We start from the raw sequence: 25,511 nt of genomic DNA, 5'->3' as shown, positions 1-25,511 counted from the left end.
CTTATCAAGAAGATGCAACAAAATATTCCTAGAATAGAATCTCTGAAAGTACAAAATTATCGAGCTTTACATAACCTTGAATTAAAAGAGATTACTCCTTTAACAGTATTTTTGGGGCCAAATGGCAGTGGAAAATCTACTATCTTTGATGTTTTTGCTTTTTTATCAGAATGTTTTACAGAAAGTTTAAGAACGGCATGGGATAGACGGGGAAGATTTAGAGAATTGCGTACTAGGGGTAGTGAGGGATGTGTTGTAATTGAGATACAATATAGGGAAAAATATCATCCCGGAAAATCACCAATTATTACATATCATTTGGCGATCGCAGAAGAAAATAATCATCCTTTTGTAGCTGAAGAATGGTTACATTGGAGAAGAGGAAGTGGTGGTAAACCTTTTCGCTTTTTAGACTTTAAAAGAGGGGAAGGACAAGTTATTAGTGGTGATACTCCCGATGCTGGAAATGAACGTATTTCAGAAAAATTAGAATCGCCAGAATTTTTAGCGGTGAATACTTTAGGACAGTTCTCTAGACATCCACGGGTTAGTGCTTTACGAAAATTTATTACCAGTTGGTATTTATCTTATATTAGTGCCGATAATACTAAAAATCGTACTGAAGCAGGTGCCCAAGAAAGATTAACTCCTACGGGAGATAATTTACCCAATGTAATTCAATATCTAAAAGAAGAACATCCAGAAAGATTAGATCAAATATTAAAAGTCCTTTCTGATCGTATTCCTCGTCTGGAAAAAGTGGAAGCATCAATTATGCTTGACAATCATCTTTTATTACAAATCAAAGATGCTCCTTTTGCTCAACCGATACTCTCAAAATTTGCTTCTGATGGAACATTAAAAATGTTAGCTTATTTAACTGTGTTATACGATCCTCAACCACCTCAATTAGTAAGCATAGAAGAACCAGAAAATCATTTACATCCTCGCTTATTGCCTGAATTAGCAGAAGAATGTCGTAGTGCATCTAGTCACACTCAATTAATGGTGACAACTCATTCTCCCTTCTTTGTAGATTCTTTAAAACCTGAAGAGTTGTGGGTTTTATACCGAGATGAAAAAGGTTTTACCCAAGCAAAAAGAACAGCAGATATGAAGGGAGTAAAAGAATTTATTGAACATGGTGCATTATTAGGTTCTTTATGGATGGAAGATCATTTTGATGTAGGAAATCCTTTGAAAAATTCTGGTTTAGGAAGATAAATTTGAGGAGTAAATAATCGTGAATTTAGAATTTTTAGTCGAGGAAGCATCGTTAAAAGAAGCGTTACAAAATTTATTACCAAAAATACTATCCTCCGAAATAGCTTTTAACATTCACGATTTTCGAGGGAAAGAAGATTTATTGAAAAAACTGCCTAATCGTTTAAAAGGTTATAAGGCTTGAATTCCTAATGATTACAAAATAGTTGTTATGATTGATGAAGATAGAGAAGATTGTCTTAAATTAAAACAAAAATTAGAAGATATTGCTAAACAAAATGGTTTTATTACTAAAAGTTCAAAAACAAATAATCAAGATTTTCAAGTTCTTAACCGCATTGTTGTAGAAGAATTAGAGGCATGGTTTTTTGGTGATATAAATGCTCTTCGTCAAGCCTATCCAAGGGTACCGCAAAATCTAGTCAATCAAAAATCTTATCGGAATCCCGATAATATAAAAGGAGGAACTTGGGAAGCATTAGAAAAAATTTTAAACAGAGCAGGTTATTTTAAAGGTGGATTACAAAAATTAGCCTGTGCAAGAGAAATTTCTCAGTACATGAATCCATACGAGAATCGCTCTCAAAGTTTCCAGATTTTTGTTCAAGGTTTACTAGAAATAATTTAGTTTGTCTTGATTTTTATACGTTTATATTTTGACTGAAATTCGATCGAGATTCCTCATTGATAGCAGACATTTTCGATGAACATAACCAAGCAGTTAAATATATAGTAGAAATGGTAATTCAAACAGTGAAAGGTAATGACCGTAAAATTGTTATCTGTGGACAAACACTCAGTGATTATCTTCAATGTGCATTAATGTACATTATAAAAACAAATAATTAAAAATTATAATACAAAAAAATATGTTACCTCTAATAAAATGTCAAGAAATTAAAACTAAATTAATACATTGAATTTAGACAATTATCACTTTTGATTTTCATGTAGTAATAATGTTGAAATATAAAATTTAATTGTTTAACTTTGTATCATTGAAGACAATTTGCAGAAACTGAATAATTTCATAATTGATGTTTAATATTATCAAGAAAAAAAAATTATGGCGATCGCAAAAATCACTGAAAAATTAATAGCGGCAAAACAAGCAAAAGGAATTACATTTGAAGAATTAGAAAAAATTTTAGGTAGAGATGAAGTTTGGATTGCCTCTGTTTTTTACCGCCAAGCCACTGCTGATGAAACTGAAGCGAAAAAAATTTTGGAGGTTTTAGGATTACCACAAGAATTAGCACAAGAATTAACCGTTTCTTCTGTTAAAGGTTCATTAGAGCCTGTTATTCCTACTGATCCTTTGATTTATCGTTTTTACGAAATTATGCAGGTTTATGGAATGCCTTTAAAAGACGTCATTCAAGAAAAATTTGGAGATGGAATTATGAGTGCTATTGATTTCACTTTGGATGTAGAAAAAATAGAAGATGTGAAAGGAGACAGAGTAAAAGTTGTCATGTGTGGTAAATTCTTGCCTTATAAAAAATGGTAAAAATGATTCTCCTCTCAATCTTTAGAGGGGAATTGTAATTAATAATTATTCCTTAAATTTTAATCGAAAATAACCAGTAATTAAACCTTGATTGGGACTAAATAAAAAGCTAATAATAAAAAAAGTAGTTGCAACTAATACAATAGCTGGACCAGAAGGTAAATTAAAATAATAACTTAAATACATTCCACTAATACTCGAAATCACCCCGAACAAAACTCCCACTAACATAACTTGATTTAAACGATTTACTAATAAATAAGCAGTGGAAGGAGGAGTAATTAATAAAGATAAAACTAAAATAACTCCCACAGCTTTTAAACTTGCCACAATAGTTAAACCAATTAAAATCATTAATCCTGTATCTAGGAGGTTAACAGGTAAACCAACAGATTCTGCACCTAATTTATCAAAAGTATAAAATAATAACTCTTTGTAAAATAAAAATACAATTAACAAGACAAAAAGGGCAATAATAATGGTATCTCTTACTTCAGGTAAACTAACTCCTAATATATTACCAAAAAGAAAATGATTTAAGTCTATTTTATTCTCTTTTTGAACTACTGTAATTAAGGTTATTCCTAACGCAAAAAAAGCAGAAAACACTATTCCCATCGCAGCATCTTCTTTAATTTTTGAGTTATTTCTAATAAAATTAATACAAACAGTACTAATTAATCCAGCAATAAATGCACCAATAAAAATATTAATGTCTAAAATAAAAGCGATAGCTAATCCGGGTAAAACAGAATGACTAATGGCATCTCCTAATAGAGCTAGTCTTTGTACCATTAAATAACTGCCAACCACCGAACAAATTATACCTATAACGATAGCAACTAACAAAGATCTTTGCATAAAAGCATATTGCAAAGGTTCAATTAACAAATTTAGCATTATTTATTATACTTAATATGTTTAAAATAAAAATAAGATAAAAGGTCAAATAGTGTAAAGTAAAAAGACTTTATTAAGCTACAAATTTAGAACTATGGGAGAAAAAAGATACTTTTCCACCATAAGCATTATATAAATTTTCTTCTTGTAAAACTTCTTCTTTGTTTCCTGAAGCAATTAAAGTTTTATTGAGTAAAATAAGATCATCAAAATTGTTAATAGATTCTCCTAAATCATGATTTACTACTAATACAATTTTATTTTCATCCGCTAATTGTCGAAAAATATCAAAGATTACAGCATGAGTTTTTTGATCAACTCCAGCAAAAGGCTCATCAAAAAAGAATATATCAGCTTCCCCAGCTAAAGATCGAGCTAAAAATACTCTTTGTTGTTGTCCTCCTGATAATTGTCCGATGGGACGATGGCAAAAGTCAAACATTCCTACTTTTTCTAATGCCTTTTTAGCGGTTAAGCGACTCATCATGGAAAACGGCTTTAACCATCCAGTTTTTTTGACTCTACCCATCATAACGACATCCCAAACTGTGGCTGGATAAGTCCAATCAATTTGCGATCTTTGTGGTACATAAGCAATTCTCTGTCTTTGTTTAATTAAAGGCTGACTATCAAACAAAATTGATCCTAACTGGTAAGGGATTAAACCTAACATGGCTTTCATTAGAGTACTTTTTCCTGCACCATTTGGACCGATAATTCCTGTCACTCGTTTTGGTATAATTTGAAAACTTATATTTCTTAAAGCCTCAACTTCTCGATAATTAACCGTTAAATTCTCAACTTTTAAACAGCTAGAATCATTCATAAATTTATTAAACCCAATAATGGACACAGAATTATTATAACAAAAATGAAAAGATTATGAAAATTTTAGGGCATAATTTTAACTTGAGGCAAAAGTATTATTTCTAGTCCATGAACTAGCCTTTTTTCTTGATTTTTTGTGATATGATGCCTACTATAATTTTTAATCTAAATGTTTATTTATTAATCAGTTTAAACAAGTAAATATTTGGGCATGGAACTAGAATCATTATCTCCTAATCTGACTAACAAAATTGAGGCAATTCTTTATTTAAAGGCACAACCAACTCCTCTAAATGAACTTGTAGCATTAACTAATCAATCCATAGATGAAGTTCAAGAGGCTTTAATTCAGTTAATGTCTGATTATGGTTATCGTGATAGTGCTTTAGAAATATTAGAAACACCTAACGGCTATAGTTTACAGTTAAGAAATTGTTATCAATCTCTGCTAGAGCATTTAATTCCCGCAGAATTAAATCCTAGTATTCTTAAAACTTTAGCTGCCATTGCTCTTAAAAATCCAATTCTTCAAAGTGATTTAATTGTATTGCGGGGAAGTGGTGCTTATCAACACGTTAATGAGTTGTTGGAAGCTGGATTTATCCGTAAACGTCGTCAAGAAGAAGGGCGATCGTACTGGCTAGAGGTGACAAATAAGTTTCATCAATATTTTGAAATTAATCAACTACCACAGTAAAAAAAAGATTATCATATTGTTAAGAGATTATAGAGTTAAAGTAAAGGCATAAATTCCAATAGAGGAAACTAATAATGGTATTTGATTCAAATTTTTTCCAGCACGAATCAGAAACGACAATTAAGAATACATTAGTAGAATACTTACAAAAACAACACCCTGAAACTTTAGAAAGAGTGGCACAATCTGCGACTCCCGAGGTAAGAGAAATTATTAGCCATAATGTGCAAGGTTTATTAGGAAGTTTGCCTTCTGAAGGTTTTAATGTACAAATAGTGACGGATAGACAAAATTTAGCTAATTTATTAGCTTCCGCTATGATGACAGGTTATTTTCTATCGTTGATGGAAAAAAGAAAAGATTTAGAGGAAAGTATTGCTAACACTGATTCTCTATAGTTAATTGCTAATTGTTAATTGCTAATTGTTATCCTCCTTTAGCAAAGGAAGCCATTACTAAAATAGAAAGCAATAATCCCGGCACTAATAGTACAATTAACATTAAAAATTGATCGATAGTCATAATTTGATGGTGGTTTTAGTGTATTAATTATCATCTTAGAAGATAGTCTTGATTTAGAATCCTTAAAAATGATAAAAAAAATCATTTTCTTATAGATTGATGAAATAATTAATTATGGCCTACATTTGATGTCAAGATTTTTAATGAATAAATATTTATGTCAAAACTGGCTACTTTTTATTATCAATTATCAATGATCTTATTATGGATTTTAGTTCTTTTTCTTTAGGAGTATTATTATGGCTAGGTTGTTGTGGATTATTAGTGACATTATTTAATGATACTTCCTCCACTGAAAAGATAAAATCAAAATCTAATGATGTGGTTAAAGACTCCCTCTTGAATCATGAAGTGAATATCACAGAAGTTGAGGATGTAAAAAGACAATTGACAACAAAAATCCATGAGTTAGATTTTGCTACACAAAAAAATCAGGCTTTAGAAGAAGAGTTACAAATTATCAGCGATCAGCTAGAATCTAATGAAGATAAATTTATTCAATATGAGCAAAATTTCCAGAATCAAGTCCAAGAATTAGAAAATCATATTAAAGAATTAGAAAATCAGTGTCAGGATTTAAAAGAAAAATTAGAGAATCTTCCTCCGGAATTAATGGATAAATGGCAACAAGAATCTTTTAATTTATTACAAACTCTATTAGTAAATTATCCCACAGCTAAAACCATGGTGAAATTAAAACCAGATTTAGCCGCTATAAATGTGATTACTTTACTAAAACCTCTTGATAAATTATTAGCCAAATGGGATATTGAATCCATAGGAAAACCTTGGGAAAGAGTTGGGTTTAATCCTGAAATTCACTATAGCAATGAGGAAAATTTAACTTTGAATGAGTTAGTTTATATTCGTTTTATTGGGTATAGTCAGGGTAATCATATTTTACTTCGTGCTAAGGTTAGTCGTACATTACCGGGTAAAAGTCTCTGACGAGAAGAATTGATAATTGGATTGCCTTAAATTGATTTAATTGTTAATTATTAATTGTTGATTAATTTAAGCACCTACAGATTCTTTAGCAGCATACATTACTTCGAGAGTAATTTCATTAAATCCTCGCTCACGAGCAAATTTTTCAGTATTACGTTTGACTTTACCGCGCACAAAACCGGGTACTTTATTTAATTCTCCTTGTGCTTCTCTATCCCAATTTAAGTCAGAATTGGCAGAAATACCTTTAGTAATAACTTCTTTTGTATCATGACCGCCAAATATTTCTAACAAATGATCTTCCATACCCAATGTAAAAGAATTATAGATTAAATCGGTAATTTGATTTGTACCTTCATAACCTAAGAATGGTTTATAGCCTATGGGGAAGTTTTGAATATGGATAGGGGCGGCAATGACTCCACAAGGTATATCTAATCTTTTTCCTACATGACGTTCCATTTGTGTGCCAAAAATAGCGGCAGGTTCAAGTTTGGCGATCGCATCAGCAATTTCACCGTTATCTTCACTAATTAAGACGTTATCGCAATATTCACTGACTTCTTTCCGAAACCAATCTGCATCATATTTACAATAAGTACCAGCTAATACAACATGGATTCCCATTTCACGGGTTAAAATTTTGGTAATGGCTGCGGCATGGGTATTATCCCCAAAAACTACTGCTTTTTTGCCCGTTAAATTTTGACAATCAATAGAGCGAGAAAACCATGCAGCTTCAGAGACATGAAGGGTTTGATACTCGATAAAGTCTTCATAATCAACATTAGCACCTTGAGCATTAATGACTTCTTGAATTTTACGAATACAACGGGCAGTTTCTACGACTCCCATGGGGGTTATATCTACCGTTGGCATCCCAAATTCTTCTTTCAAATAATTAGCCGTCATTAAGCCTAATTCTCGATAAGGCACAAGATTAAACCATGCTTGAGGAATTTTTTTCAAATCATGAACAGAGGCATTATCAGGGATAATTAAATTAATTTCAATACCCAAATCTGCCATTAATTTTTTCAATTCTCGACAGTCGTGATGGTTATGAAAACCGAGAGTAGAAATACCGATAATATTCACCGAAGGATTAGCCGTTTTTTCTGTGACAATATCACCTTTTTTTTGAGCTTTACGGATATAGTATTGTATAATCTGCTCTAAAGTGCGATCGGCAGCTTGTAATTCATTAACACGATAATGATTAACATCAGCTAATAAAACATCACCTTTAGAATCAATTTGTGCTCTGGCTACAAAATTTTCTAAATCTTCTTGTAAAATACTAGAGGTACAAGTAGGAGTAAGTACAATCAAATCTGGATTTTCTTCTTGATCTTTACGGACAATATTATCAACTACCTTTTCTTGAGATCCTCTTGCTAATACGTTACGGTCTACTATACTAGCAGTAACAGGAGTAAAGTCTCTTTCTCTTTCGAGCATTGAGCGCATAACGTTAAAGTAATCGTCACCTAAAGGTGCGTGCATAATAGCATGAACATTTTTAAAAGAACTAGCAATTCTTAAAGTGCCGATATGTGCAGGTCCAGCATACATCCAGTAAGCTAATTTCATAAAATAATATCTCCGTGTTTGCCTGATGTCAATCTTCTTATTATAGTGTGGTGTTTTTTCTGATCGTCAGAGGTTTTCAGTTACAAATATTCACAGAAAATAACCTGAATTCAACAGAAAAAAAATGATGAAGACAAGACAGATGGAGAATTAGAGAAGTGGACAGGTAAAATAATTCTCAATATTGGATGCACTTTCATAATAATTTTATTGATTGACAAAAAATCATCTACCTATCTCTTACTCTCATGAAAGCACTTTTTCATCACACCCTAATTAACAGAAAATAACCTGAATTCAACAGAAGAAAAATGATGAAGACAAGACAGGTGGACAAGTAGAGAAGTAGACAGGTAGAATAATTCTCAACATTGGATGCACTTTCACAATAATTTTATTGATTGACAAAAAAATCATCTACCTATCTCTTACTCTCATGAAAGTACTTTTTCATCACACCCTAATTATTGGCAAACATTTTTTTAAACATTTTGACAGTTTTTTGAGTATAAGGTGCATAACGCCAGTTTAAATCTCCCCAAAATGGACGAGATAAAACGCTTTTATAATGAGTAAAAATATCAAAACTAGCTTTGCCATGATAAGCACCAATGCCGCTATCTCCTACACCACCAAAGGGTAATTCTGTTATGCCAACGTGCATAATTGTCTCGTTAAAACATAACCCACCTGATGAGGTTTCTTGCAAAATTCGTTGTTGCTTTCCTTTATTATTCGAGAAAAAATATAAGGCTAAGGGTTTAGGTTTACTATTAACAAAAACGATCGCCTCATCTAAAGTTTGATATTCTAAGATGGGTAAAATAGGACCAAAAATTTCTTCTGCCATAACGGGAGAATCTATATTAACGTGATCTAAAACTGTGGGGCTAATATATTTAGTATCAGGGTTAGTGTCTCCACCGATAATAATTTCACCACTATTCAATAAACCTCGTAAACGCTCAAATTGTCGGGCATTAATAATACGAGCAAAATCTGAACTTTCCGAAGGATTTTCACCAAAAAAGTCTTTAATACACTGTGTTATGGCTATGATTAGATCTTTTTTGATGGCATGGTCTACTAAAATATAATCAGGTGCAATACAGGTTTGTCCTGCATTAATAAATTTGCCCCAAGTAATGCGTTTTGCAGTTTCTTTTAAATTTATCTCTTGATCAACAATACAAGGACTTTTGCCCCCTAATTCGAGAGTTACAGGGGTTAAATGTTGGGCGGCGGCACTCATCACAATTTGACCAATTTTTGTTCCCCCTGTGAAAAAGATATGATCAAATTTTAATGATAGTAATTCTTGGGCAACTTCCACTCCCCCCTCTTGAATTGATATATATTCAGAAGAAAAAGTATCTTTAATTAATTCTGTTAAAAGTGTAGAGGTATGAGGTGCTAATTCTGATGGTTTTATCATCGCACAATTACCAGAGGCGATCGCACCAATTAAAGGAGAAATAATCAAAGAAAAAGGATAATTCCAAGGACCAATAATTAAAACTACACCCAATGGCTCAGAATATATTTTAGCACTGCTAGGAAAAACTTCTAAACCTGTTTTGACTTTCCGAGGTTTTATCCATTGGGGTAAGTGTTTAATAGCATATTCAATGTCTTGTAAAACAGCTAACTCAAAACAACCTTCTAACTCAGGCTTTCCTAAATCTTGGTTTAATGCTTTTAATATTTTATCTTGTCTAGCAACAATAGCTGATTTTAACTTTTCTAATTGTTGTCGGCGAAAATGAATAGATTTAGTTTCTCCCGTCGCAAAATACTGACGTTGAGAAGTTAAAACTGATGAAATTGAATAGTTATTAATAATCATAGAACAATGGGTAATGGACAAGGGAAAGCTAAAAGATAGTAGATGATCGAATTACTGTAAAATCTCGGAAATACGCAATAATGTTCACCATAAGCAAACATCGGGGAATGTATTTTGTTATTGTCTCTTAGTATTTAAGATATGATTAATAAGTTTATGTGTGATCTTTGTTTGATATTTACAAATATACATAAATTTTTATTAATTTAATCCCCAATTTATTGTTGTACTCAGGAATTAATTCTCAACATGAATTTCAATTCTCATACCAAAAATCAGTTTTACTCTACAATTCGCCCGATAATTGCAACGTCCCTTGATGGAATTGCTTTTAAAAATAAATCTTTATTTGCCGTAGATTCTCGTAATGGATATTTATTACAAATTAATCCTCATAATAGCATAACGAAAATAGTTAATAATTCCTGTTGGCAAGATTTTATTGGTGCGAAAGGATTATGTTTCTCTGAAAATGAACTATGGTTTACTTGTCGAGAACGTATTTATGTTTGCAATATAGTATTTGATAATGACGAATTAAAAATAGTTTCACCCCCTCAATTTGTATTTTCTATTTCTTATCCTGCTAATGGCATCGCTCTTCATGAAAATACTGTTTATATTACTTGTGAAAAAACAGCACAGATTTTAGTTTATTCTAAAGCTGGGGAAGTTGTTACTAAGTTTTATGCTCCCGGTATTGGTACAGAAAATATTACCATTAAAGGGGAAGAAATTTGGTTATGTGATTATTTAGAGCAAAGTGTATATTGTTTAGATAGAGCAACAGGCAAAAGTAAGTATAGTTTACTAACTCCTTTTGAATACCCGACAGCCTTAAGTTTTTATGATGATGATAAAAGTGGTGAAGATCTTTTGTATATAGCTTATAGTGATCAAGAGCCTTATATTCGGGATAATCCTAATGCTGAACCAAATCACGAATTATTATATCGAGATCGTACATTTATTCATCCTCTTTATTTTAAGTATGATCAAGAAAATAAATATACTTTATCGAATGGATTTCTTTTAGAAATGACTTATTTGGAAGAAATTGCCCCTTTAGACTCCATCGAATTTAAAGATTTAGAATGGCGCATTGCTTTACCGACGGAAAGTGATAGACAAAAAATTAGAAGTATTGAACCCGTCGGATTGCCTTATATTGAAGAAGATTATAATGGGCAAAAAGTAGCTTTATTCAAGTTTTGTGACTTCAATTCCGATGAACGTTTTGTCTTTGGTTGGCGGGCAATTTTAGAGGTATGGAGTATCAAATATCAAATTAAGCCTCGTGATTGCGAAAGTTTACCTCCTTTATCTGCTGAATATGAAACTAAATATTTAATTGATAATGATAATTTAGCTATGAGTACGGATGTTATTTTATCAGGTGCAGAAGAGGCTAGAGGCACAGAAACAAATCTTCTAAGAAAAATGTATAGTATTCGTAATTATGTTTATGATCATCTTACCTATGGTATTAAACCTCATATTGATACACCAGACATTGTTTTAAAAAGAGGCGTAGGTTCTTGCGGAGAATATTTAGGGTTATTATTAGCTTTAGGACGTTTAAATGGCATTGCCTGTCGCACAGTAGGGCGTTACAAATGTCCTCTTAAAGTCTTAAATTTTGGTATTCCTTTAGTGCCAGATTTTAACCATGTGTGGATGGAGTTTTATTTACCAACGATTGGTTGGTTGCCGATGGAGTCAAATCCTGATGATTTAGATGATGGTGGACCTTATCCTACTCGATTTTTTATGGGTCTTTCATGGTATCATGTGGAAATGGCAAAAGATGTACCTTTTGAAACTTTAATGAGTGAAGGAAATCCTGTTAATAAGGAAAAAGTTTCTATCGGTCAATTAGCTATCAATCACGTTTCTTTTACCATACTTGAAGAATTGCAACCTTAAGCTTTTCTGCTACGATAAGCCCAAACGCATCTGAGTTTATTGGTGAGAGAAAGTAATCAGCAATGGAATAGTTTTAAAAAATTCTTACTAATTTAAAAAATTCTTACTAATTTAAAAAATATAACTTAAATGCTTTTTAGCTTATTACCAATAATCTTAAAACTTTATTAGCCTCCATGTTTCTTTTATATATTGTTTTGAATTTATGGAAGGATTGGAAAGTTTAGTAATATAATCTTTGAGTCTTTATCTATAAATTATTAGGAATTTTAATAAATGTTTTTTTGGTCATGGCATAAAAATAGTATAAGTAGTTATATTCTCTGGTTTATTTCTGGGTTACTCATCACTTTGCTGATTAGTTGTACGACTCCTAAAGCTACTTCTAACGGAGAAATAGAGTTTTGGACAATGCAGTTACAACCGCAATTTACACCATTTTTTACTGAGTTAAATAAAACCTTTGAAACTCAAAATACTGATAATAAAATTCGCTGGGTAGATGTGCCTTGGAATGCCATGGAAAGCAAAATCTTAACGGCAGTTTCTGGGAAAAATGCCCCTGATGTGGTAAATCTTAATCCTGATTTTGCCGCACAATTAGCCAGTCGTAAAGCATGGTTAAATTTAGATGAAAAAATAACTCCAGAAATTAAATCTCAATATTTACCAAAAATTTGGGAAGCTAATCAGATTAAACTTTGTGGGGCTGAAAATCAGTGTGAAACTACTACTTTTGGTATTCCTTGGTATTTAACTACTACGGTTACAGTTTATAATCAAGAATTATTTAAAAATGCTGGTGTCGAAAAACCTCCCACTACTTATGAAGAATTAGCCATTGTTGCTGAAAAAGTTAAAAGTAAGACAGGAAAATATGCTTTTTTTGTGCCTCTTATTCCTAATGACTCCAATGAAGTGTTACAATCTTTCGTACAAATGGGAGTAAATTTAGTTAATGATCAAGGAAAAGCAGCATTTAATACTCCTGAAGGTATAAAGGTATTTCGTTTTTGGGTAGATTTATTTCAAAAAGACTTATTACCCCCAGAAATTATGACCCAAGGACATCGTCATGCCTTAGAATTGTATCAGGCTGGAGAATTATCTCTTTTAGGTACGGGTGCTGAATTTTTAAAAACTATCTCTAATAATGCACCAACAATTTATGATCAATCTGGCGTAGCTCCTCAAGTAACAGGAAATACTAATAAAAGGAGTGTCTCTGTCATGAATTTAGTTATTCCTCGTGATAGTAATAAGTTAGATGCCGCCATCAATTATGCTTTATTTGTCACTAATAGCGATAACCAATTAAATTTTGCTCAACAGGCAAATGTATTACCATCTCATAATGATGCCATTGCAAAATATATTAGTAATTTAGAACAAGAAACCACAAAAGATATAGTAACAGAAGCAAGAAAAATCAGTGCAATGCAGTTAAATACCGCAGAAGTATTAATTCCTCCTATCAAAAATATTAATCAACTGAAAAAATTTATTTATGAGAATATACAGAGTGCTATGTTAAAAGAAAAAACCATCGAACAAGCTATCACGGATGCGGCTAATCAATGGGATAATCTTTCTAAATAGAGTTTAGTTAAAAAGTGTTTTCGTGAGCATAGGAAATAGGAGAGAGCTTAACTTAAGTTAGACATAGAAATAAATGATAACTGACTTGGAAGACAGGGAAACAAGAAGATTATCTTTTTTGTTAATTGATAAAATTTTTTGAAAAACGTACAAATATTGAGAATTTTTCCACTTGTCTTCTAGTTTTCTGAAACAACTTCTAAATAACATAAAGCCATTTTTTCAACATTTCCTGTTGTTTTTTAGTAGGATTATCAATCATTTTTACTTGATAATTAGATGTTTGAGGAGTGGCTAACTTTATCTCTACAGTTTTTAATTCTTCTTGATGAAAATAACTGAGTTTGATCGTGTCATTGGGTTGATAATCTAATAATCTATCGGTTAAATTATCAATATTTACTCGAAAACCATCTATCGCTAATAATTCATCTCCTGCTTCAATACCTACTTTTCCTGCAGGAGAATTGGCATCGACAAAAGTTATCTCTTCATTACCATTTTTTCTTTGAATATTTAAGCCTAAATAAGGTGGTATATTGACATCTATTTGCGGCTCTAACTTTAAGCCAAAAGGTTCAAAATATTCATTAAATGGTAAATCAGCAGTGCTATCTAAATATAATTGAAAAAATTCTGTTAAATTTGTATTAGCAATAAGCTCAATTTCTTTTTTTAATTGTTCGGGAGAAAAGCCTATTTCTTTTTGTCCAAATTTTAACCACATTGATTTCATTATATCATCAAAAGATTTTTCATTATCACTATTTTTTCTAATTAGTAAATCTAAAAGTAAAGTAACTAATTGTCCTTTTAAATAATAAGAAATCTGACAATTATTACTATAAGCATCTCGACGATATAATTTAATCCAAGCATCAAAACTAGATTCACTTAAAGGCTGAATATTTCTCCCCGGGATTGTTAAATATTGACTAATATCTTTACTTAATAACTCAAAAAATGTTTTATGGTTATAAATCCCAGCTCTTAAGGGAATAATCATATCATAATAACTGGTTGTACCTTCAGAAAACCAAAGAGAAGTGGTATAGTTTTCTTGCTCATAATTAAAGTTTTCTAAAGCTTTAGGGCGGATTCTTTTTACATTCCAAAGATGAAAATATTCATGAGCAACTAATTGAAGAAAACGATAATATTTTTCTGATTTTTTAAAACCAAAACGGGGATAATTTAATACACAACAGTTTTTATGTTCTAAACCGCCAAAACCACTAGCTGATAAATGTAATAAAAAAAAGTAGTTATCATAAGGCAAATTACCGAATATTTTTTCTTCTGTTTTAATAATTTTTTCTGTATCTTGAATAAGTTTTTTTATTTCAATATTACCATCTCCCCAAATTACCCATTGATGAGGTTTATTTTCTACTTCAAAATCATAAATTTTTTGTGTCCCAATTTCAAAAGGACTATCTACTAAAGTATCAAAATTATCAGCTAAAAAAGTATTTTCTAAGGACTGTATTTTCGGTAAAGATGTTGATATTTGCCAATGAGATTGAGGAGGATTAATCGTAATTTTTAGAGGTAAATTTTCATAATTAGGAATATAAAAAAATAATGCTGCACCATTAAAATAACCATGGGTACTATCTAAATGATTAGTTCTCACTGTTAAGTCATTAGCATAAATTTGATATTTAATTGTTATTTGAGATTGTTCTAGTGTATCGATTAACCAATGATTTTTTGCTTTTTTTTCCCATATTAAATTACTATTATTATCAGTTAAATGAGCTGTAAAATTTTGTAAGTGTCGAGAATATTCTCTTACTAAATAAGAGCCGGGAGTCCATACTGGCATTTTTAAATCTAGGGTTTTTTCTTGCCAATTATCAATATTTAATGTTACCTCAAATAAATGAGATTCTGGACAAGACATGGAAACAAAGTAGTGGATATTTGGACTATTTTTTTTCATTTTTCTTATTAAATCATAATTAATTATTTATTTAGACAAAGAAGATTTTTGCCTCAATTATTCATCGTTGGTAGCTAATTATTCATTATTCATTACCTAACTTTCCAATAATATGATGAAGTTGTTTTATGTTAGAGATATAAAGGATATGATCATGATATTTAATAGAAATCAAGCCTTTATTTTTTAATTTCGTGATAATTAGTTCACATTCTTCTAAACTTAATTGAGCTAAATTAGCTAAATCTTGTGATTGAAAATGATAAAGTTTTACCCCTGTTTCTGTTATTTCACCATATTTATCTGCTAGGGAAATCAAAACAGTAGCTAATCTTACTTTTCCTGTCTGACGATGAAATTGACAATATTTTTGAAATTCAGTAACTCGACTTACCATCAATTTTAAGAAACGGTTTTGTATTTGAGAATCCCGAAATAATATCTGAAGAAATCTTTGTGCAGAGATGGTAAATACTTCTACCGCAGAAATCGCTACTACTTGACTATTACCATTTAGAGTGCTTAAAATACCAGCTTCACCAACACATCCACCTTTCCCAATAATTTCTACCGTTACAGTTTCTTCAGTGTAAATATTTTCTAGTTTTACCCATCCAGAAACTATTAAATATATAGCTTTACCCCAGTCATCTTCAGTAATAATCCTTTCTCCTGATTCATAATTATCACTTTCTCCCATGGATAAAAGCCATTCCAAGGTTTCTGTATTAAGGTTATGAAATAACGGAAAAAGATCGCTAATTTCTTGCGTCTCCATGAAATATTAATTAAATATAAGAACTTGATTTTAAGATCTTGAACTACTGCATTCTACTCGATTTGGTCTATGAACATCAACTAATTAAGAATCATCAATTATTGAAGGGAATTGAAATCTTAAGTTTTCCTTACATAGTCTTTACTTTAATTGGTAAAAATGTAAAAATAGATACAGAAAGAAAAAAGATGTTAAAACTCATAAAATAAAAACATATAACCTTAGGAGAAAATAATATGAAAATGAAATATCGTGGTACTCAATATAAATCTGAAACTTCTTTATTAGAAATGAAAGAAAGTGACATTATTGGTAAATATAGAGGCAATAAATGTAATTATAAGTTACCCAGACATATTCCACAACTTCAACCCAAACTGTTTTTAACTTATCGTGGTGTTAGTTACAGTACTTGTCCAAATGCTACTCCCGTAATGACCAACTCCGAAACTCCTGTAGTTGCGATCGCACCTCATTCTCGCATTGTCAGCAATTTTCCCGAATCTAATTTAGAGCAAGTGCATCTATATAATTTGAGACAAAATTTAGAAAGAAGAATCAAAGTAGCAGAAAATAGTCATAATGATTATTTATTAGAAATGCTGAAAAAAGAATCTCAAGAATTAGCGATTAAATAATTAGGAACATAGGAATTAGGAATGAGAAATATTACCCATTACCTATTACCTATTACCTAATAATTTTAAAGAGGACCTAAACCGACTTTAGGGGCATAGACGGCACGATCTCCTAATTCATGTTCAATACGCAATAAACGGTTATATTTAGCAACCCTTTCACTACGACATAAAGAACCTGTTTTAATTTGTCCTGCACGAGTAGCTACAGCCAAATCAGCGATGGTAGTATCTTCGGTTTCTCCAGAACGATGACTGATAACAGAACTATAACCTTTACGGGTAGCTAATTCAATAGTTTGGAGGGTTTCTGTTAAAGTACCGATTTGATTGAGTTTGATCAAGATAGAGTTAGCAATCCCTAAATCAATACCTTTTTGTAAACGGGTGATATTCGTCACAAATAAATCGTCACCCACTAACTGAATTTTAGAGCCGAGTTTTTCGGTGAGTAATTTCCAGTTATTCCAATCATCTTCATGTAAAGCATCTTCAATCGAGATAATAGGATATTTACCGACTAAACCTTCTAAATAATCGATAAATTCGATAGGGGAATGATTAGAGCCGTCATAATTATATTGACCATTTTTGTAAAATTCACTAGCGGCAACATCCATCGCTAAAGCAACTTCTTCACCGGGTTTATATCCAGCAGATTCAATGGCTTGAATCAATAAGTCTAAAGCCTCTTGATTAGAACCTAAATTAGGTGCATATCCCCCTTCGTCACCTACCCCTGTGAGGAGATTTTTTTCTTTTAAAACTTTGCTTAAACAAGCAAAAATTTCCGCCCCCCAACGTAAACCCTCAGAAAAAGTTTCTGCACCTACAGGCATAATCATAAATTCCTGAAAATCTACGTTATTGTTAGCATGAGAACCGCCGTTAAGCACATTCATCATGGGTACTGGTAAAACATTAGCTAAAGGACCACCTAAATAACGATATAAAGGAACTCCTAATTCTCCTGCGGCGGCTTTCGCATTGGCTAAAGATACGGCTAAAATCGCATTAGCACCGAGATTTTTTTTATTCGGTGAACCATCAAGATTAATCATTGCCGTATCAACGCCCACTTGATCAAAAGCATCGAGATCGAGTATCGCTGGTTCAATTTTGTCAAGAATATTATCTACTGCTTTTAAAACACCATTGCCACCGTATCTTTTCGGATCGCCATCTCGTAACTCATGGGCTTCAAAACTACCCGTAGAAGCACCACTAGGCACTTGTGCTAAACCGACAACACCACTTTCTAAACGAACTTCTGCTTCTACAGTGGGCCTTCCACGAGAATCTAAAATTTCCCTAGCAGTAATTTCTTCAATTAACATTGATTGTTGTTCTAACATGAATACACCTACCTATTAAACCTTAGAATTATTGAATAAAATCTACACCAATGATACTCTTAGAATCGTCAAAAATCACGAAGATTTGTTCTTTATTTTGACTAAATTCTAAGTCCATAATTACTATATCCGTATCGTCACTTTTTGAAGCACTTCTAACTGTAGTAGTCGTAATTCCTTTAAATTCTCCTTTGCCTTCGGTAAAACTATTCCAGCGAGATTGTAACTGTTGAGGAAAAATCTTTTCTTTTAAAAAGGGATGAAGATAAGCCCTAGCTTCAGCAGAATCACTGCTCACAAGGGAATTGATAAAGTTACGGGAAATAGTATCTATATTTTGAGAAGTAGGAATATCTAAGCCGATAATTTCTTGTTGATCATTGAAAATAATTACCCAATCCTCTGTTATTTTGTCAAAGTTAAGAGTAAAAATAGCCAAATCACTACCGGGGGTAATCATTACTTTAGACTCTTGGATATTTTTAAATTTACCATTTCGTTGAATAGTCTCATCCCAATTTTTTTTAATTAGCTCTTGAGAAATTTCTCCTCGTAATTGAGGTGACAATAATGGAATGACAGAATCAAATTTTTCAGCAAAAAATAAATTGATAATCTCTTTACCTTTAACTTCAAGTTGAGAGGATTGATCTTGATTATTATTTTGAGCTATTAAGCTATAATTCGCCGATGTTTGTGCATAACTAGAGGTTTGATAACTTAACCCTCCTAATATCACAGAAAGACAACCGACTGTCACAAATCTACTAATTTTCATGAAAATAAATTATTTGACAAATTAATTTTAGCTAAATATTTAGCTACCGAGAATGAATTTTAGCTTTTATTGTTCCTATTATTGATTCTTTTTTTCGTTGTCTTACAGTAATTATATGTTTGGTCTAAAAACTCTATTAAAATCCTAAATTATTGGTGAATCATTAAAAATTTTAAAAAAAGTCTGTAAATCTTACTATCTATAGCTCAAAGCTAACAACCAACACCTCTAAAAATCTTACAACTCACACAGTCGGATGCTATCTTAATTGCTTTTGTTTTATATTCTGACAAAAAACTGCTAATAAGAAACTAAAATTTGGCATACTAAAAGAAAAAATCCTAATTTATTGATTATGATCAGTAGTCCAAATCCTGCGGTTATGCAGTCTATTGAAGAATTAAATTATCGAGTTACAGTGGGGGATGTTGCTAGTAAATCGGGATTAGATTTAAAGATTGTACAACAAGAATTATTAAATCTGGCTTCGGATACCAACGGTAATTTACAAGTAGCTGAAACAGGAGATATAGCTTATTTATTTTCTCCTAATTTTCGTAGTATTTTAAGAAATAAGTATTGGCAATTACGTTGGCAAAAATTCTTACAAAAAACGTGGCAAATTATTTTTTATTTAATTAGAATATCTTTTGGAATTTTATTAATTTCTTCTATTATTTTAATGCTTGTAGCTATTTTAGTAATTGTAATAGCTATTAATAGTAAAAATGATAGTGATAGTGACAGTAATAGTAATTCAAGCAGACAAGAAGGAGGAACTTTCTTTTTCCCAAGGTTTTGGTTTTCTCCTGATATTTTCTGGATATTCACCCCTAATTATCAACAAAAGCGTTATCAAAGACAAATCAGTAATTCTTCTGAAAATGAGCTTAATTTTTTAGAATCAATTTATTCTTTTCTTTTTGGTGATGGTAATCCAAATGCTAATTTTGAAGAAAAACGTTGGCGAAGTATAGCCACAACAATTCAAAATAATAATGGTGCGATTATCGCTGAACAATTAGCTCCTTATTTAGATAATATTAACATTTATAATGAACGAGATGAAGGTTATGTTTTACCTGTTTTAATTCGTTTTAATGGTTATCCAGAAGTATCAGAAAAAGGTGAGATTATTTATTATTTTCCTGAACTACAAGTCAAGGCAGAAGCTAGAGAAAAAGTGGCTATCTCTCCTTATTTGAAAGAAAATTTATGGCAATTTAGTCAAGCAACAAGTAGTCAAAAAATATTGGCGATTGTTTTAGGTGCAGTTAATATAGTATTAGCTTTAGTCTTAGGCTCATTATTAACACCAGAAATAGCAGAAGAAATTGGTGGTTTTATCTTATTTATTGACTTTCTTTACCCATTATTGTTAACTTATGCAATTAGTTATTTAACAATTCCTTTAATTCGTTATTTTTGGCTACAAAATCGCAATAATAAAGTAAATGAAAGAAATAATAAAAGAGAACAAAAAGCTAATATATTAAAATCTAGTAAAGAATTAGAGTTAAAAATTAATTATGCTCAACAATTCGCTAATCAAACAATTATCAATCAAGAAAATTTGGCTTATTCCACAGAAAAAGATTTGCTAGATCAACAGTTAACACAAAAAGATAAAATAGATCAACAATGGCAGAAAAGACTTAGACAGAAAAAAGATGAATGATAAAAATTAGCTGAATAAATATAAAATTTTATATAATCAAGGTTTTTAAAATACTATTAATAATAAATCGCAATATTTTGGTTATATTTATTCAAAAACTCAATATTTTTGATTTTATTTTCTTTTTTTAGTTGTACTTAGTCTTAATACTTAAATTAATATCTTTCGTTATATTTATCGATATTTTCCTAATTTTTATCTTTCTTTTGCTATCAAAAAAGGCATTTTTTCAGCAATCCTTTCATTATTTAACAATAAATCCTTTTGCTGATAATTGTTTTTTTAAAGTTTCAATCATTAAAATATCGAGGGTATTTTCTTGAAAAGATTGAGGAAGATTTTTGCGAATATAATCATCTCTTTTTTGAGATAATTCAGCTATTTGTTTACTGATTTTTTCTCTTTCTTCCTTCATGGTTTGAATATATTTTATCTTTTCTTCTGTAGTCATTCCCCGCATATTTTCTGGTAAACTGTTATTATCTATAGCTTTTAAATCCGTAACCCCATCAGTAAAAGCATCAACTAAATCCCAATTAGAATTACGATAATTACTCGTAGTTTTTGTCACGGCACGATTTAACACAGCTTCAGAATTAGGGCTACTAATAGCATTCATGTCCTGTTGTTGTTGTCTTGCATAACCAATATTACCTTGATTACCATAAGGAATATAAGTTTGATTTAATGATTGATTTAAGTCAGTAATCTGTTTATCATGAGGACTGGGAATATTGACAAATTCTTGATCTTGATTAATATTAAAAAAGTTACCCTTACCCATATCCGCCGCCTTCACCCATAAATCACTTTCCGAGTTTTCTGCCAAACCACAATAAATTGTATTAACTAAAATATCTTTTTTTACCGCCGAATTAATCGCTTTTTGCCAATCCATACTACCTTGATCAAAAGGTTCATTTCCTGCTATAAATATGACACGAAAATCATCTGGATTATCACTCCATTGCAACTCTTTTGTCGCTGAATCAATGACCCAACCTGAATATTCTTGCCCTCCATTAGTTTGAATACTAAATAGTTTTTCTGAGACAACATCCAAATCTGTTGTTAACTCGTTAAGCATTCTTTGAAATCCTTCTACAGAAGGCAGGGAATTATTACCATAATGATAAAGAGACACTCGAAAAATAGGTTTTTCTTCATTCTTCGTAACATCAGAGATGGCGTTAATAACTTTCCAGATTTGAGTTCGAGTTTGCTCAATTAAACCATCCATACTATTACTAGAATCGAGTAAGATTGCTATTTCTATTTTTGGTTTATCAATAGTCGTATTATTAGCAATACTTTTTGATGATAGTGTTTGATTTTTAACAGAAAAACATTGTTCATTTTCACATTTTAAAAAGTCATTAGTAAAACTTGTAGTTTCGGCTTTAGATGTTATTTTTTGAATGGTTAAAAAAAAAGGAATTCCCATTAATACTAAGATAGTTAATAAAAATTTTCTATTCATTTTTTATTTCCTCATTATTTAGTCGGTAAAATATTATTGCTTTATACGAGACTTGTCAAAAAAGATTTTTACCTTTTTAGTAAAAGTTTTATCTTTGCTAAATTAATAATTATTAGAGATGTCTATTAAATATAAGTAATAGCTAAATAATTGTTCTAATCATAAGAATTGAAATTATTAGCAGGAAAAATTTTAGATTGATAAATATCAACATTTATTCCATAACGTAAACCCAAACCAAATCCTAAACCACCAAAACTAAAAATAATACTGGTAACAATAATTAAATTTTTAAATATATTGAAGTAGTTGATTTCTTTTTTATTAGTAATATCATTATCAACTTTTTTCTTAGCAATTGGCGATTTTTTGATTAACTCAGTCGAGGGTAATTCTAAATTAGGAGATTGAAGATTTGATTGAGATATTATGGAAGATGATTTGCTCATAACACTATATAAATTTATAGATCAAATAGTAAATAATATAAGGATAATGAATGATATATAAAGTATATCTAAAAGTCAAAGTTTTTTAAAATTTAAAAAATTTCATTATACAAGGGGATAGTTGTTACTAATAAAATCCATTGCCTCTTTTTTATTTTTAATCTTGCCATCTAATACTAAAGCCTGTACTTTTGTTAACATTTCTTTATATTGTTTCCCTGGTTTATAACCCAAATTCTGTAAATCTTTTCCATTTAAAGGAGATTTTATTTTACTCCAGTGCATTAAATAATCCCAAAGAATACTTCTAATTTGTTTATTATTTTTGACGGCGATAAGTAAAAGGGTAAAAGGTTGATAGATTGCTAAAAATTCTACCTTTTGACTTATACTTTCACAAGAGAGTAATCTATTTTTAATTTTTTCATTATCAATTGATAGGTGTCTTAATCTTTCAATACTTTCTTTCGGTAATTGTAAATTTTCAGCTACTTTTACTCCTTCTTCAAAAGATGCCAAAATAATTTCTAGTCTTAATAACCAAGAAGATACTTTCTGATTTTGTTGATTCAAATTATAGTATCTTAACCATCGATGAAGACAACGAATTTGCCACCATAATTCAGGAGTCAATTTACACTGAGGATGTAAACAAATTAATGCACCTACTTCGTCTAATAATTTTAAAGCCTGTTTCCAGTATTTGGCTTGAAGAATATAAGTTAATTCTGCTTTCAAACGGGTTGTTAAAGCAGGAATAGAAGTTTTTTCGAGGGAAACTCTTTCATAAACGCCACTAGAAATAGCATAGTTGATATATTCTCTTGTTTGGTTTTCGATGGTAAAATTTAATCTTACTGCAAATCTCACCGCCCGAAAAATTCTGGTAGGATCTTCTATAAAGCTATTAGGATGCAAAACTTTGATAAGATTCGAGCGTAAATCCTGTAAACCACCGAAAAAATCTAATAACTCACCACCATGAGGATTAGTAAGCCTTATAGCCAAGGCATTAATAGTAAAATCTCGGCGATATAAATCTTGACGAATGGAAGAAGATTCAACTTCTGGATTTGCGGCTGGATAAGGATAAAACTCCGTGCGTGCAGTGGCAATATCTAACCATAATGAGCCTAAATTTTTGTCTTTATGCCATAATAAAGCCGCCGTCTGAAACTCTCCATGAATACTGAGACGGGCTTGAGGATAAAAACTTTGTAGTGCTTCAGCTAATTTGACTCCTGCTTCAGTAACAGCATTACGATGAAAACCGTCTACTACTAAATCAATATCTTGTAAGGAGAAAGTTTCGGATTCTGGTGTCAGTAATAAATCTCTTACTCCTCCTCCTACCAGATAAAGATGCCATCCTTGACTTTGTGCATAACTTGCCGCCTGTTGTAATAATTTCCAGATGGATGGATGTAAATGTTTTGCCAAAGAGGGAAAAAAACAAGACAGTAAAGGAGAATTTTCTTTTTCCTGAGAATTATCGAGATTGAAGTTAGGTTGATGAAGATACCTTAAAACATCTGTGCGGGTAACAATGCCTAATAATTGATGATCCCTAATGACGGGTAATCTGCCAATATCATTATTTACCATCAATCCTTCAATCTCATTTAAAGAAGTATCAGGGTTAATTACTTGTACATTTTTTGTCATATAACCTTTAACAGGTGCATGGGAAAAGCCATGATGTAAAGCTAAATCAATGTCACGACGAGAAATCACTCCTTGCAATTCTCCTTCTTTATTCACAACACATAAACCAGAATGTCCATAACGGAGTAAAATTCTTTGAGCTTCTTCTATAGTCGTGTAAGGAATAATTGTTCTTACAGGAGATGACATTAAATCTGTTGCGGTAAGAGAAAGAGGAATTAAATTTTTAATACGATGTAGTAAATTATCGATTACATCTTGAGGATTATCACATCGCCAACAAAAAGAAGCCGCACTACTGTGTCCACCACCGCCAAAATCTGTGAAAATATTAGCTAAATTCACAGACTCTAACTTACTACGTCCAATAATTGTTAATTTTCCTTGTTTGCCTTTTTTACCATAAAAATGTCCTAACAATAAGACATCAATTTCCACTAAATTTCTAATTCTTTCTGTTAAATTAGACAATCCAGCAATGAAATTTGAAGTTTCTAACACCATCCACCCCACACAACTACCATTAATTATCTCTGTGTGTAAATTTTTCAATACTTGGGGAAATAATGCTTGTAATTGGGGAGATAAACTGGGTTCAACATATTCACTTAAACTGCGAATATTAATTCCTTGACTCATCAACCATGCTAAAGCTAAGGCATCTCTGGGAGTAGTTTGTTCAAAAGTAAGTGAACCAGTATCCACATGAATACCTAAAGCGATGACAGTGGCTTCTATATTATTAAGGGTGATAGAATTTTGTTGCAAAAGTTCACAAATAATTGTGGAACAAGCTCCCACTTTTTCGATATATTTAAAAGTAGTCGCACTAATAGATTTATTTTCTGGGTGATGATCATAAATGGTAATAGATTCTAAACTCTTCATCTGTAACCATTCCAATGCTTTTCCTAATCGCTCTCCTTGCTGAGTATCAACGATAAATAAACGGCGGATTTTTTGAGGGTTAACACTACGAAATTCGATTAAATTTAGTTCATCTCGATGCAATGCTAGAAAACGTTTTACCGAAGGATGAGCCCCTCCAGTTAAGACAATTTTTGCACCATGATGTAATTTTGTTAAACCGACGGCTGCCCCTAAAGCATCGAAATCTGCTGTTTGATGACATAAAATTAAATCCATTTGATT

23 protein-coding genes are annotated in these 25,511 nt (G+C 31.2%); 12 read left to right on the top strand and 11 right to left on the bottom strand.

The window, feature by feature from the left end:
- Positions 1 to 12 precede the first annotated feature (12 nt).
- The 5 genes from GM3708_RS00870 (at position 13) to cynS (ending at position 2,734) form a co-directional block, all read left to right on the top strand.
- The gene (locus GM3708_RS00870; RefSeq protein ID WP_066343193.1) at positions 13 to 1,224 is read left to right on the top strand and encodes an AAA family ATPase; all 1,212 of its coding nucleotides are present in this window, start codon (positions 13 to 15) and stop codon (positions 1,222 to 1,224) included.
- Positions 1,225 to 1,243: 19 nt separating this feature from the next.
- Positions 1,244 to 1,408 (top strand): hypothetical protein, encoded by a 165-nt coding sequence (locus tag GM3708_RS19135; RefSeq protein WP_231933015.1) that lies wholly within the window; start codon positions 1,244 to 1,246, stop codon positions 1,406 to 1,408.
- Positions 1,409 to 1,852: a DUF4276 family protein gene (locus GM3708_RS00865; protein ID WP_315862630.1), complete on the top strand. Its 444-nt coding sequence runs from the start codon at positions 1,409 to 1,411 to the stop codon at positions 1,850 to 1,852.
- 32 nt (positions 1,853 to 1,884) lie between these two features.
- A complete protein-coding gene (locus GM3708_RS19740) occupies positions 1,885 to 2,073 on the top strand; it encodes a putative PEP-binding protein (protein ID WP_144439342.1) in 189 nt (62 codons plus the stop codon).
- A 217-nt stretch (positions 2,074 to 2,290) separates the two neighbouring features.
- Entirely contained in the window at positions 2,291 to 2,734 is a 444-nt protein-coding gene (gene cynS / locus GM3708_RS00860; RefSeq protein WP_066343191.1) for a cyanase, read from the top strand.
- A 45-nt stretch (positions 2,735 to 2,779) separates the two neighbouring features.
- Here cynS and GM3708_RS00855 read toward each other — a convergent pair whose 3' ends face one another.
- Together GM3708_RS00855 and GM3708_RS00850 are read right to left on the bottom strand one after the other, a co-directional pair.
- Complete coding sequence (locus GM3708_RS00855) at positions 2,780 to 3,634, bottom strand: metal ABC transporter permease (RefSeq protein WP_066343188.1); 855 nt, start codon at positions 3,632 to 3,634, stop codon at positions 2,780 to 2,782.
- Between the two features lie 73 nt (positions 3,635 to 3,707).
- Positions 3,708 to 4,460, bottom strand: coding sequence for a metal ABC transporter ATP-binding protein (locus tag GM3708_RS00850; RefSeq protein ID WP_066343186.1), 753 nt, complete (start codon positions 4,458 to 4,460; stop codon positions 3,708 to 3,710).
- 213 nt (positions 4,461 to 4,673) lie between these two features.
- On the opposite strand from GM3708_RS00850, the gene scpB reads away from it, so the two are divergent.
- The 3 genes from scpB (at position 4,674) to GM3708_RS00835 (ending at position 6,629) form a co-directional block, all read left to right on the top strand.
- Entirely contained in the window at positions 4,674 to 5,159 is a 486-nt protein-coding gene (gene scpB, locus GM3708_RS00845; protein WP_066343184.1) for an SMC-Scp complex subunit ScpB, read from the top strand.
- Between the two features lie 74 nt (positions 5,160 to 5,233).
- Complete coding sequence (locus tag GM3708_RS00840; RefSeq protein WP_066343182.1) at positions 5,234 to 5,557, top strand: DUF760 domain-containing protein; 324 nt, start codon at positions 5,234 to 5,236, stop codon at positions 5,555 to 5,557.
- A 328-nt stretch (positions 5,558 to 5,885) separates the two neighbouring features.
- Positions 5,886 to 6,629, top strand: a complete 744-nt coding sequence (locus tag GM3708_RS00835) for a hypothetical protein (protein ID WP_066343181.1) — start codon at positions 5,886 to 5,888, stop codon at positions 6,627 to 6,629.
- Between the two features lie 66 nt (positions 6,630 to 6,695).
- Here GM3708_RS00835 and bchB read toward each other — a convergent pair whose 3' ends face one another.
- Positions 6,696 to 8,222: a ferredoxin:protochlorophyllide reductase (ATP-dependent) subunit B gene (gene bchB, locus GM3708_RS00830; protein ID WP_066343179.1), complete on the bottom strand. Its 1,527-nt coding sequence runs from the start codon at positions 8,220 to 8,222 to the stop codon at positions 6,696 to 6,698.
- A gap of 460 nt (positions 8,223 to 8,682) precedes the next feature.
- Positions 8,683 to 10,068, bottom strand: coding sequence for an aldehyde dehydrogenase (locus GM3708_RS00825; protein ID WP_066343177.1), 1,386 nt, complete (start codon positions 10,066 to 10,068; stop codon positions 8,683 to 8,685).
- Positions 10,069 to 10,317: 249 nt separating this feature from the next.
- Here GM3708_RS00825 and GM3708_RS00820 point away from each other — a divergent pair, with 249 nt between their 5' ends.
- Positions 10,318 to 11,994 (top strand): transglutaminase domain-containing protein, encoded by a 1,677-nt coding sequence (locus tag GM3708_RS00820; protein ID WP_066343175.1) that lies wholly within the window; start codon positions 10,318 to 10,320, stop codon positions 11,992 to 11,994.
- A gap of 276 nt (positions 11,995 to 12,270) precedes the next feature.
- Positions 12,271 to 13,593: a sugar ABC transporter substrate-binding protein gene (locus tag GM3708_RS00815; RefSeq protein ID WP_066343174.1), complete on the top strand. Its 1,323-nt coding sequence runs from the start codon at positions 12,271 to 12,273 to the stop codon at positions 13,591 to 13,593.
- A gap of 199 nt (positions 13,594 to 13,792) precedes the next feature.
- Here GM3708_RS00815 and GM3708_RS00810 read toward each other — a convergent pair whose 3' ends face one another.
- Together GM3708_RS00810 and GM3708_RS00805 are read right to left on the bottom strand one after the other, a co-directional pair.
- Positions 13,793 to 15,538, bottom strand: coding sequence for a M61 family metallopeptidase (locus GM3708_RS00810; protein ID WP_066343173.1), 1,746 nt, complete (start codon positions 15,536 to 15,538; stop codon positions 13,793 to 13,795).
- 85 nt (positions 15,539 to 15,623) lie between these two features.
- Entirely contained in the window at positions 15,624 to 16,316 is a 693-nt protein-coding gene (locus GM3708_RS00805) for a Crp/Fnr family transcriptional regulator (RefSeq protein WP_066343171.1), read from the bottom strand.
- Between the two features lie 236 nt (positions 16,317 to 16,552).
- On the opposite strand from GM3708_RS00805, the gene GM3708_RS00800 reads away from it, so the two are divergent.
- Entirely contained in the window at positions 16,553 to 16,954 is a 402-nt protein-coding gene (locus GM3708_RS00800) for a DUF4278 domain-containing protein (RefSeq protein ID WP_066343163.1), read from the top strand.
- A gap of 65 nt (positions 16,955 to 17,019) precedes the next feature.
- Here the strand turns inward: GM3708_RS00800 and eno are convergent, their stop codons facing one another.
- Positions 17,020 to 18,309, bottom strand: coding sequence for a phosphopyruvate hydratase (gene eno / locus GM3708_RS00795; RefSeq protein ID WP_066343161.1), 1,290 nt, complete (start codon positions 18,307 to 18,309; stop codon positions 17,020 to 17,022).
- Positions 18,310 to 18,337: 28 nt separating this feature from the next.
- Positions 18,338 to 19,087 (bottom strand): DUF3887 domain-containing protein, encoded by a 750-nt coding sequence (locus tag GM3708_RS00790; protein ID WP_066343150.1) that lies wholly within the window; start codon positions 19,085 to 19,087, stop codon positions 18,338 to 18,340.
- Between the two features lie 355 nt (positions 19,088 to 19,442).
- Here GM3708_RS00790 and GM3708_RS00785 point away from each other — a divergent pair, with 355 nt between their 5' ends.
- Positions 19,443 to 20,765, top strand: coding sequence for a hypothetical protein (locus GM3708_RS00785; RefSeq protein WP_066343148.1), 1,323 nt, complete (start codon positions 19,443 to 19,445; stop codon positions 20,763 to 20,765).
- A gap of 244 nt (positions 20,766 to 21,009) precedes the next feature.
- Here the strand turns inward: GM3708_RS00785 and GM3708_RS00780 are convergent, their stop codons facing one another.
- The 3 genes from GM3708_RS00780 to GM3708_RS00770 form a co-directional block, all read right to left on the bottom strand.
- Positions 21,010 to 22,245, bottom strand: a complete 1,236-nt coding sequence (locus GM3708_RS00780; protein WP_231933011.1) for a VWA domain-containing protein — start codon at positions 22,243 to 22,245, stop codon at positions 21,010 to 21,012.
- Between the two features lie 155 nt (positions 22,246 to 22,400).
- Positions 22,401 to 22,694: a hypothetical protein gene (locus GM3708_RS00775; RefSeq protein WP_066343146.1), complete on the bottom strand. Its 294-nt coding sequence runs from the start codon at positions 22,692 to 22,694 to the stop codon at positions 22,401 to 22,403.
- 105 nt (positions 22,695 to 22,799) lie between these two features.
- Positions 22,800 to 25,505, bottom strand: a complete 2,706-nt coding sequence (locus GM3708_RS00770) for a CBS domain-containing protein (RefSeq protein ID WP_066343143.1) — start codon at positions 25,503 to 25,505, stop codon at positions 22,800 to 22,802.
- Positions 25,506 to 25,511 lie beyond the last annotated feature (6 nt).

It is taken from the genome of Geminocystis sp. NIES-3708, from assembly GCF_001548095.1.
GTDB lineage: Bacteria > Cyanobacteriota > Cyanobacteriia > Cyanobacteriales > Cyanobacteriaceae > Geminocystis.
The sequence above is the reverse complement of the archived record's forward strand: the minus strand, read 5'-3'. Positions and strand labels throughout refer to the sequence as shown.

Coding starts and splice junctions, on each gene's coding strand:
- GM3708_RS00870 (WP_066343193.1), top strand. CDS start 13: ATGCAACAAAATATTCCTAGAATAGAATCTCTGAAAGTACAAAATTAT.
- cynS (WP_066343191.1), top strand. CDS start 2,291: ATGGCGATCGCAAAAATCACTGAAAAATTAATAGCGGCAAAACAAGCA.
- GM3708_RS00855 (WP_066343188.1), bottom strand. CDS start 3,634: ATGCTAAATTTGTTAATTGAACCTTTGCAATATGCTTTTATGCAAAGA.
- GM3708_RS00850 (WP_066343186.1), bottom strand. CDS start 4,460: ATGAATGATTCTAGCTGTTTAAAAGTTGAGAATTTAACGGTTAATTAT.
- scpB (WP_066343184.1), top strand. CDS start 4,674: ATGGAACTAGAATCATTATCTCCTAATCTGACTAACAAAATTGAGGCA.
- GM3708_RS00840 (WP_066343182.1), top strand. CDS start 5,234: ATGGTATTTGATTCAAATTTTTTCCAGCACGAATCAGAAACGACAATT.
- GM3708_RS00835 (WP_066343181.1), top strand. CDS start 5,886: ATGGATTTTAGTTCTTTTTCTTTAGGAGTATTATTATGGCTAGGTTGT.
- bchB (WP_066343179.1), bottom strand. CDS start 8,222: ATGAAATTAGCTTACTGGATGTATGCTGGACCTGCACATATCGGCACT.
- GM3708_RS00825 (WP_066343177.1), bottom strand. CDS start 10,068: ATGATTATTAATAACTATTCAATTTCATCAGTTTTAACTTCTCAACGT.
- GM3708_RS00820 (WP_066343175.1), top strand. CDS start 10,318: ATGAATTTCAATTCTCATACCAAAAATCAGTTTTACTCTACAATTCGC.
- GM3708_RS00815 (WP_066343174.1), top strand. CDS start 12,271: ATGTTTTTTTGGTCATGGCATAAAAATAGTATAAGTAGTTATATTCTC.
- GM3708_RS00810 (WP_066343173.1), bottom strand. CDS start 15,538: ATGAAAAAAAATAGTCCAAATATCCACTACTTTGTTTCCATGTCTTGT.
- GM3708_RS00805 (WP_066343171.1), bottom strand. CDS start 16,316: ATGGAGACGCAAGAAATTAGCGATCTTTTTCCGTTATTTCATAACCTT.
- GM3708_RS00800 (WP_066343163.1), top strand. CDS start 16,553: ATGAAAATGAAATATCGTGGTACTCAATATAAATCTGAAACTTCTTTA.
- eno (WP_066343161.1), bottom strand. CDS start 18,309: ATGTTAGAACAACAATCAATGTTAATTGAAGAAATTACTGCTAGGGAA.
- GM3708_RS00790 (WP_066343150.1), bottom strand. CDS start 19,087: ATGAAAATTAGTAGATTTGTGACAGTCGGTTGTCTTTCTGTGATATTA.
- GM3708_RS00785 (WP_066343148.1), top strand. CDS start 19,443: ATGATCAGTAGTCCAAATCCTGCGGTTATGCAGTCTATTGAAGAATTA.
- GM3708_RS00780 (WP_231933011.1), bottom strand. CDS start 22,245: ATGAATAGAAAATTTTTATTAACTATCTTAGTATTAATGGGAATTCCT.
- GM3708_RS00775 (WP_066343146.1), bottom strand. CDS start 22,694: ATGAGCAAATCATCTTCCATAATATCTCAATCAAATCTTCAATCTCCT.
- GM3708_RS00770 (WP_066343143.1), bottom strand. CDS start 25,505: ATGGATTTAATTTTATGTCATCAAACAGCAGATTTCGATGCTTTAGGG.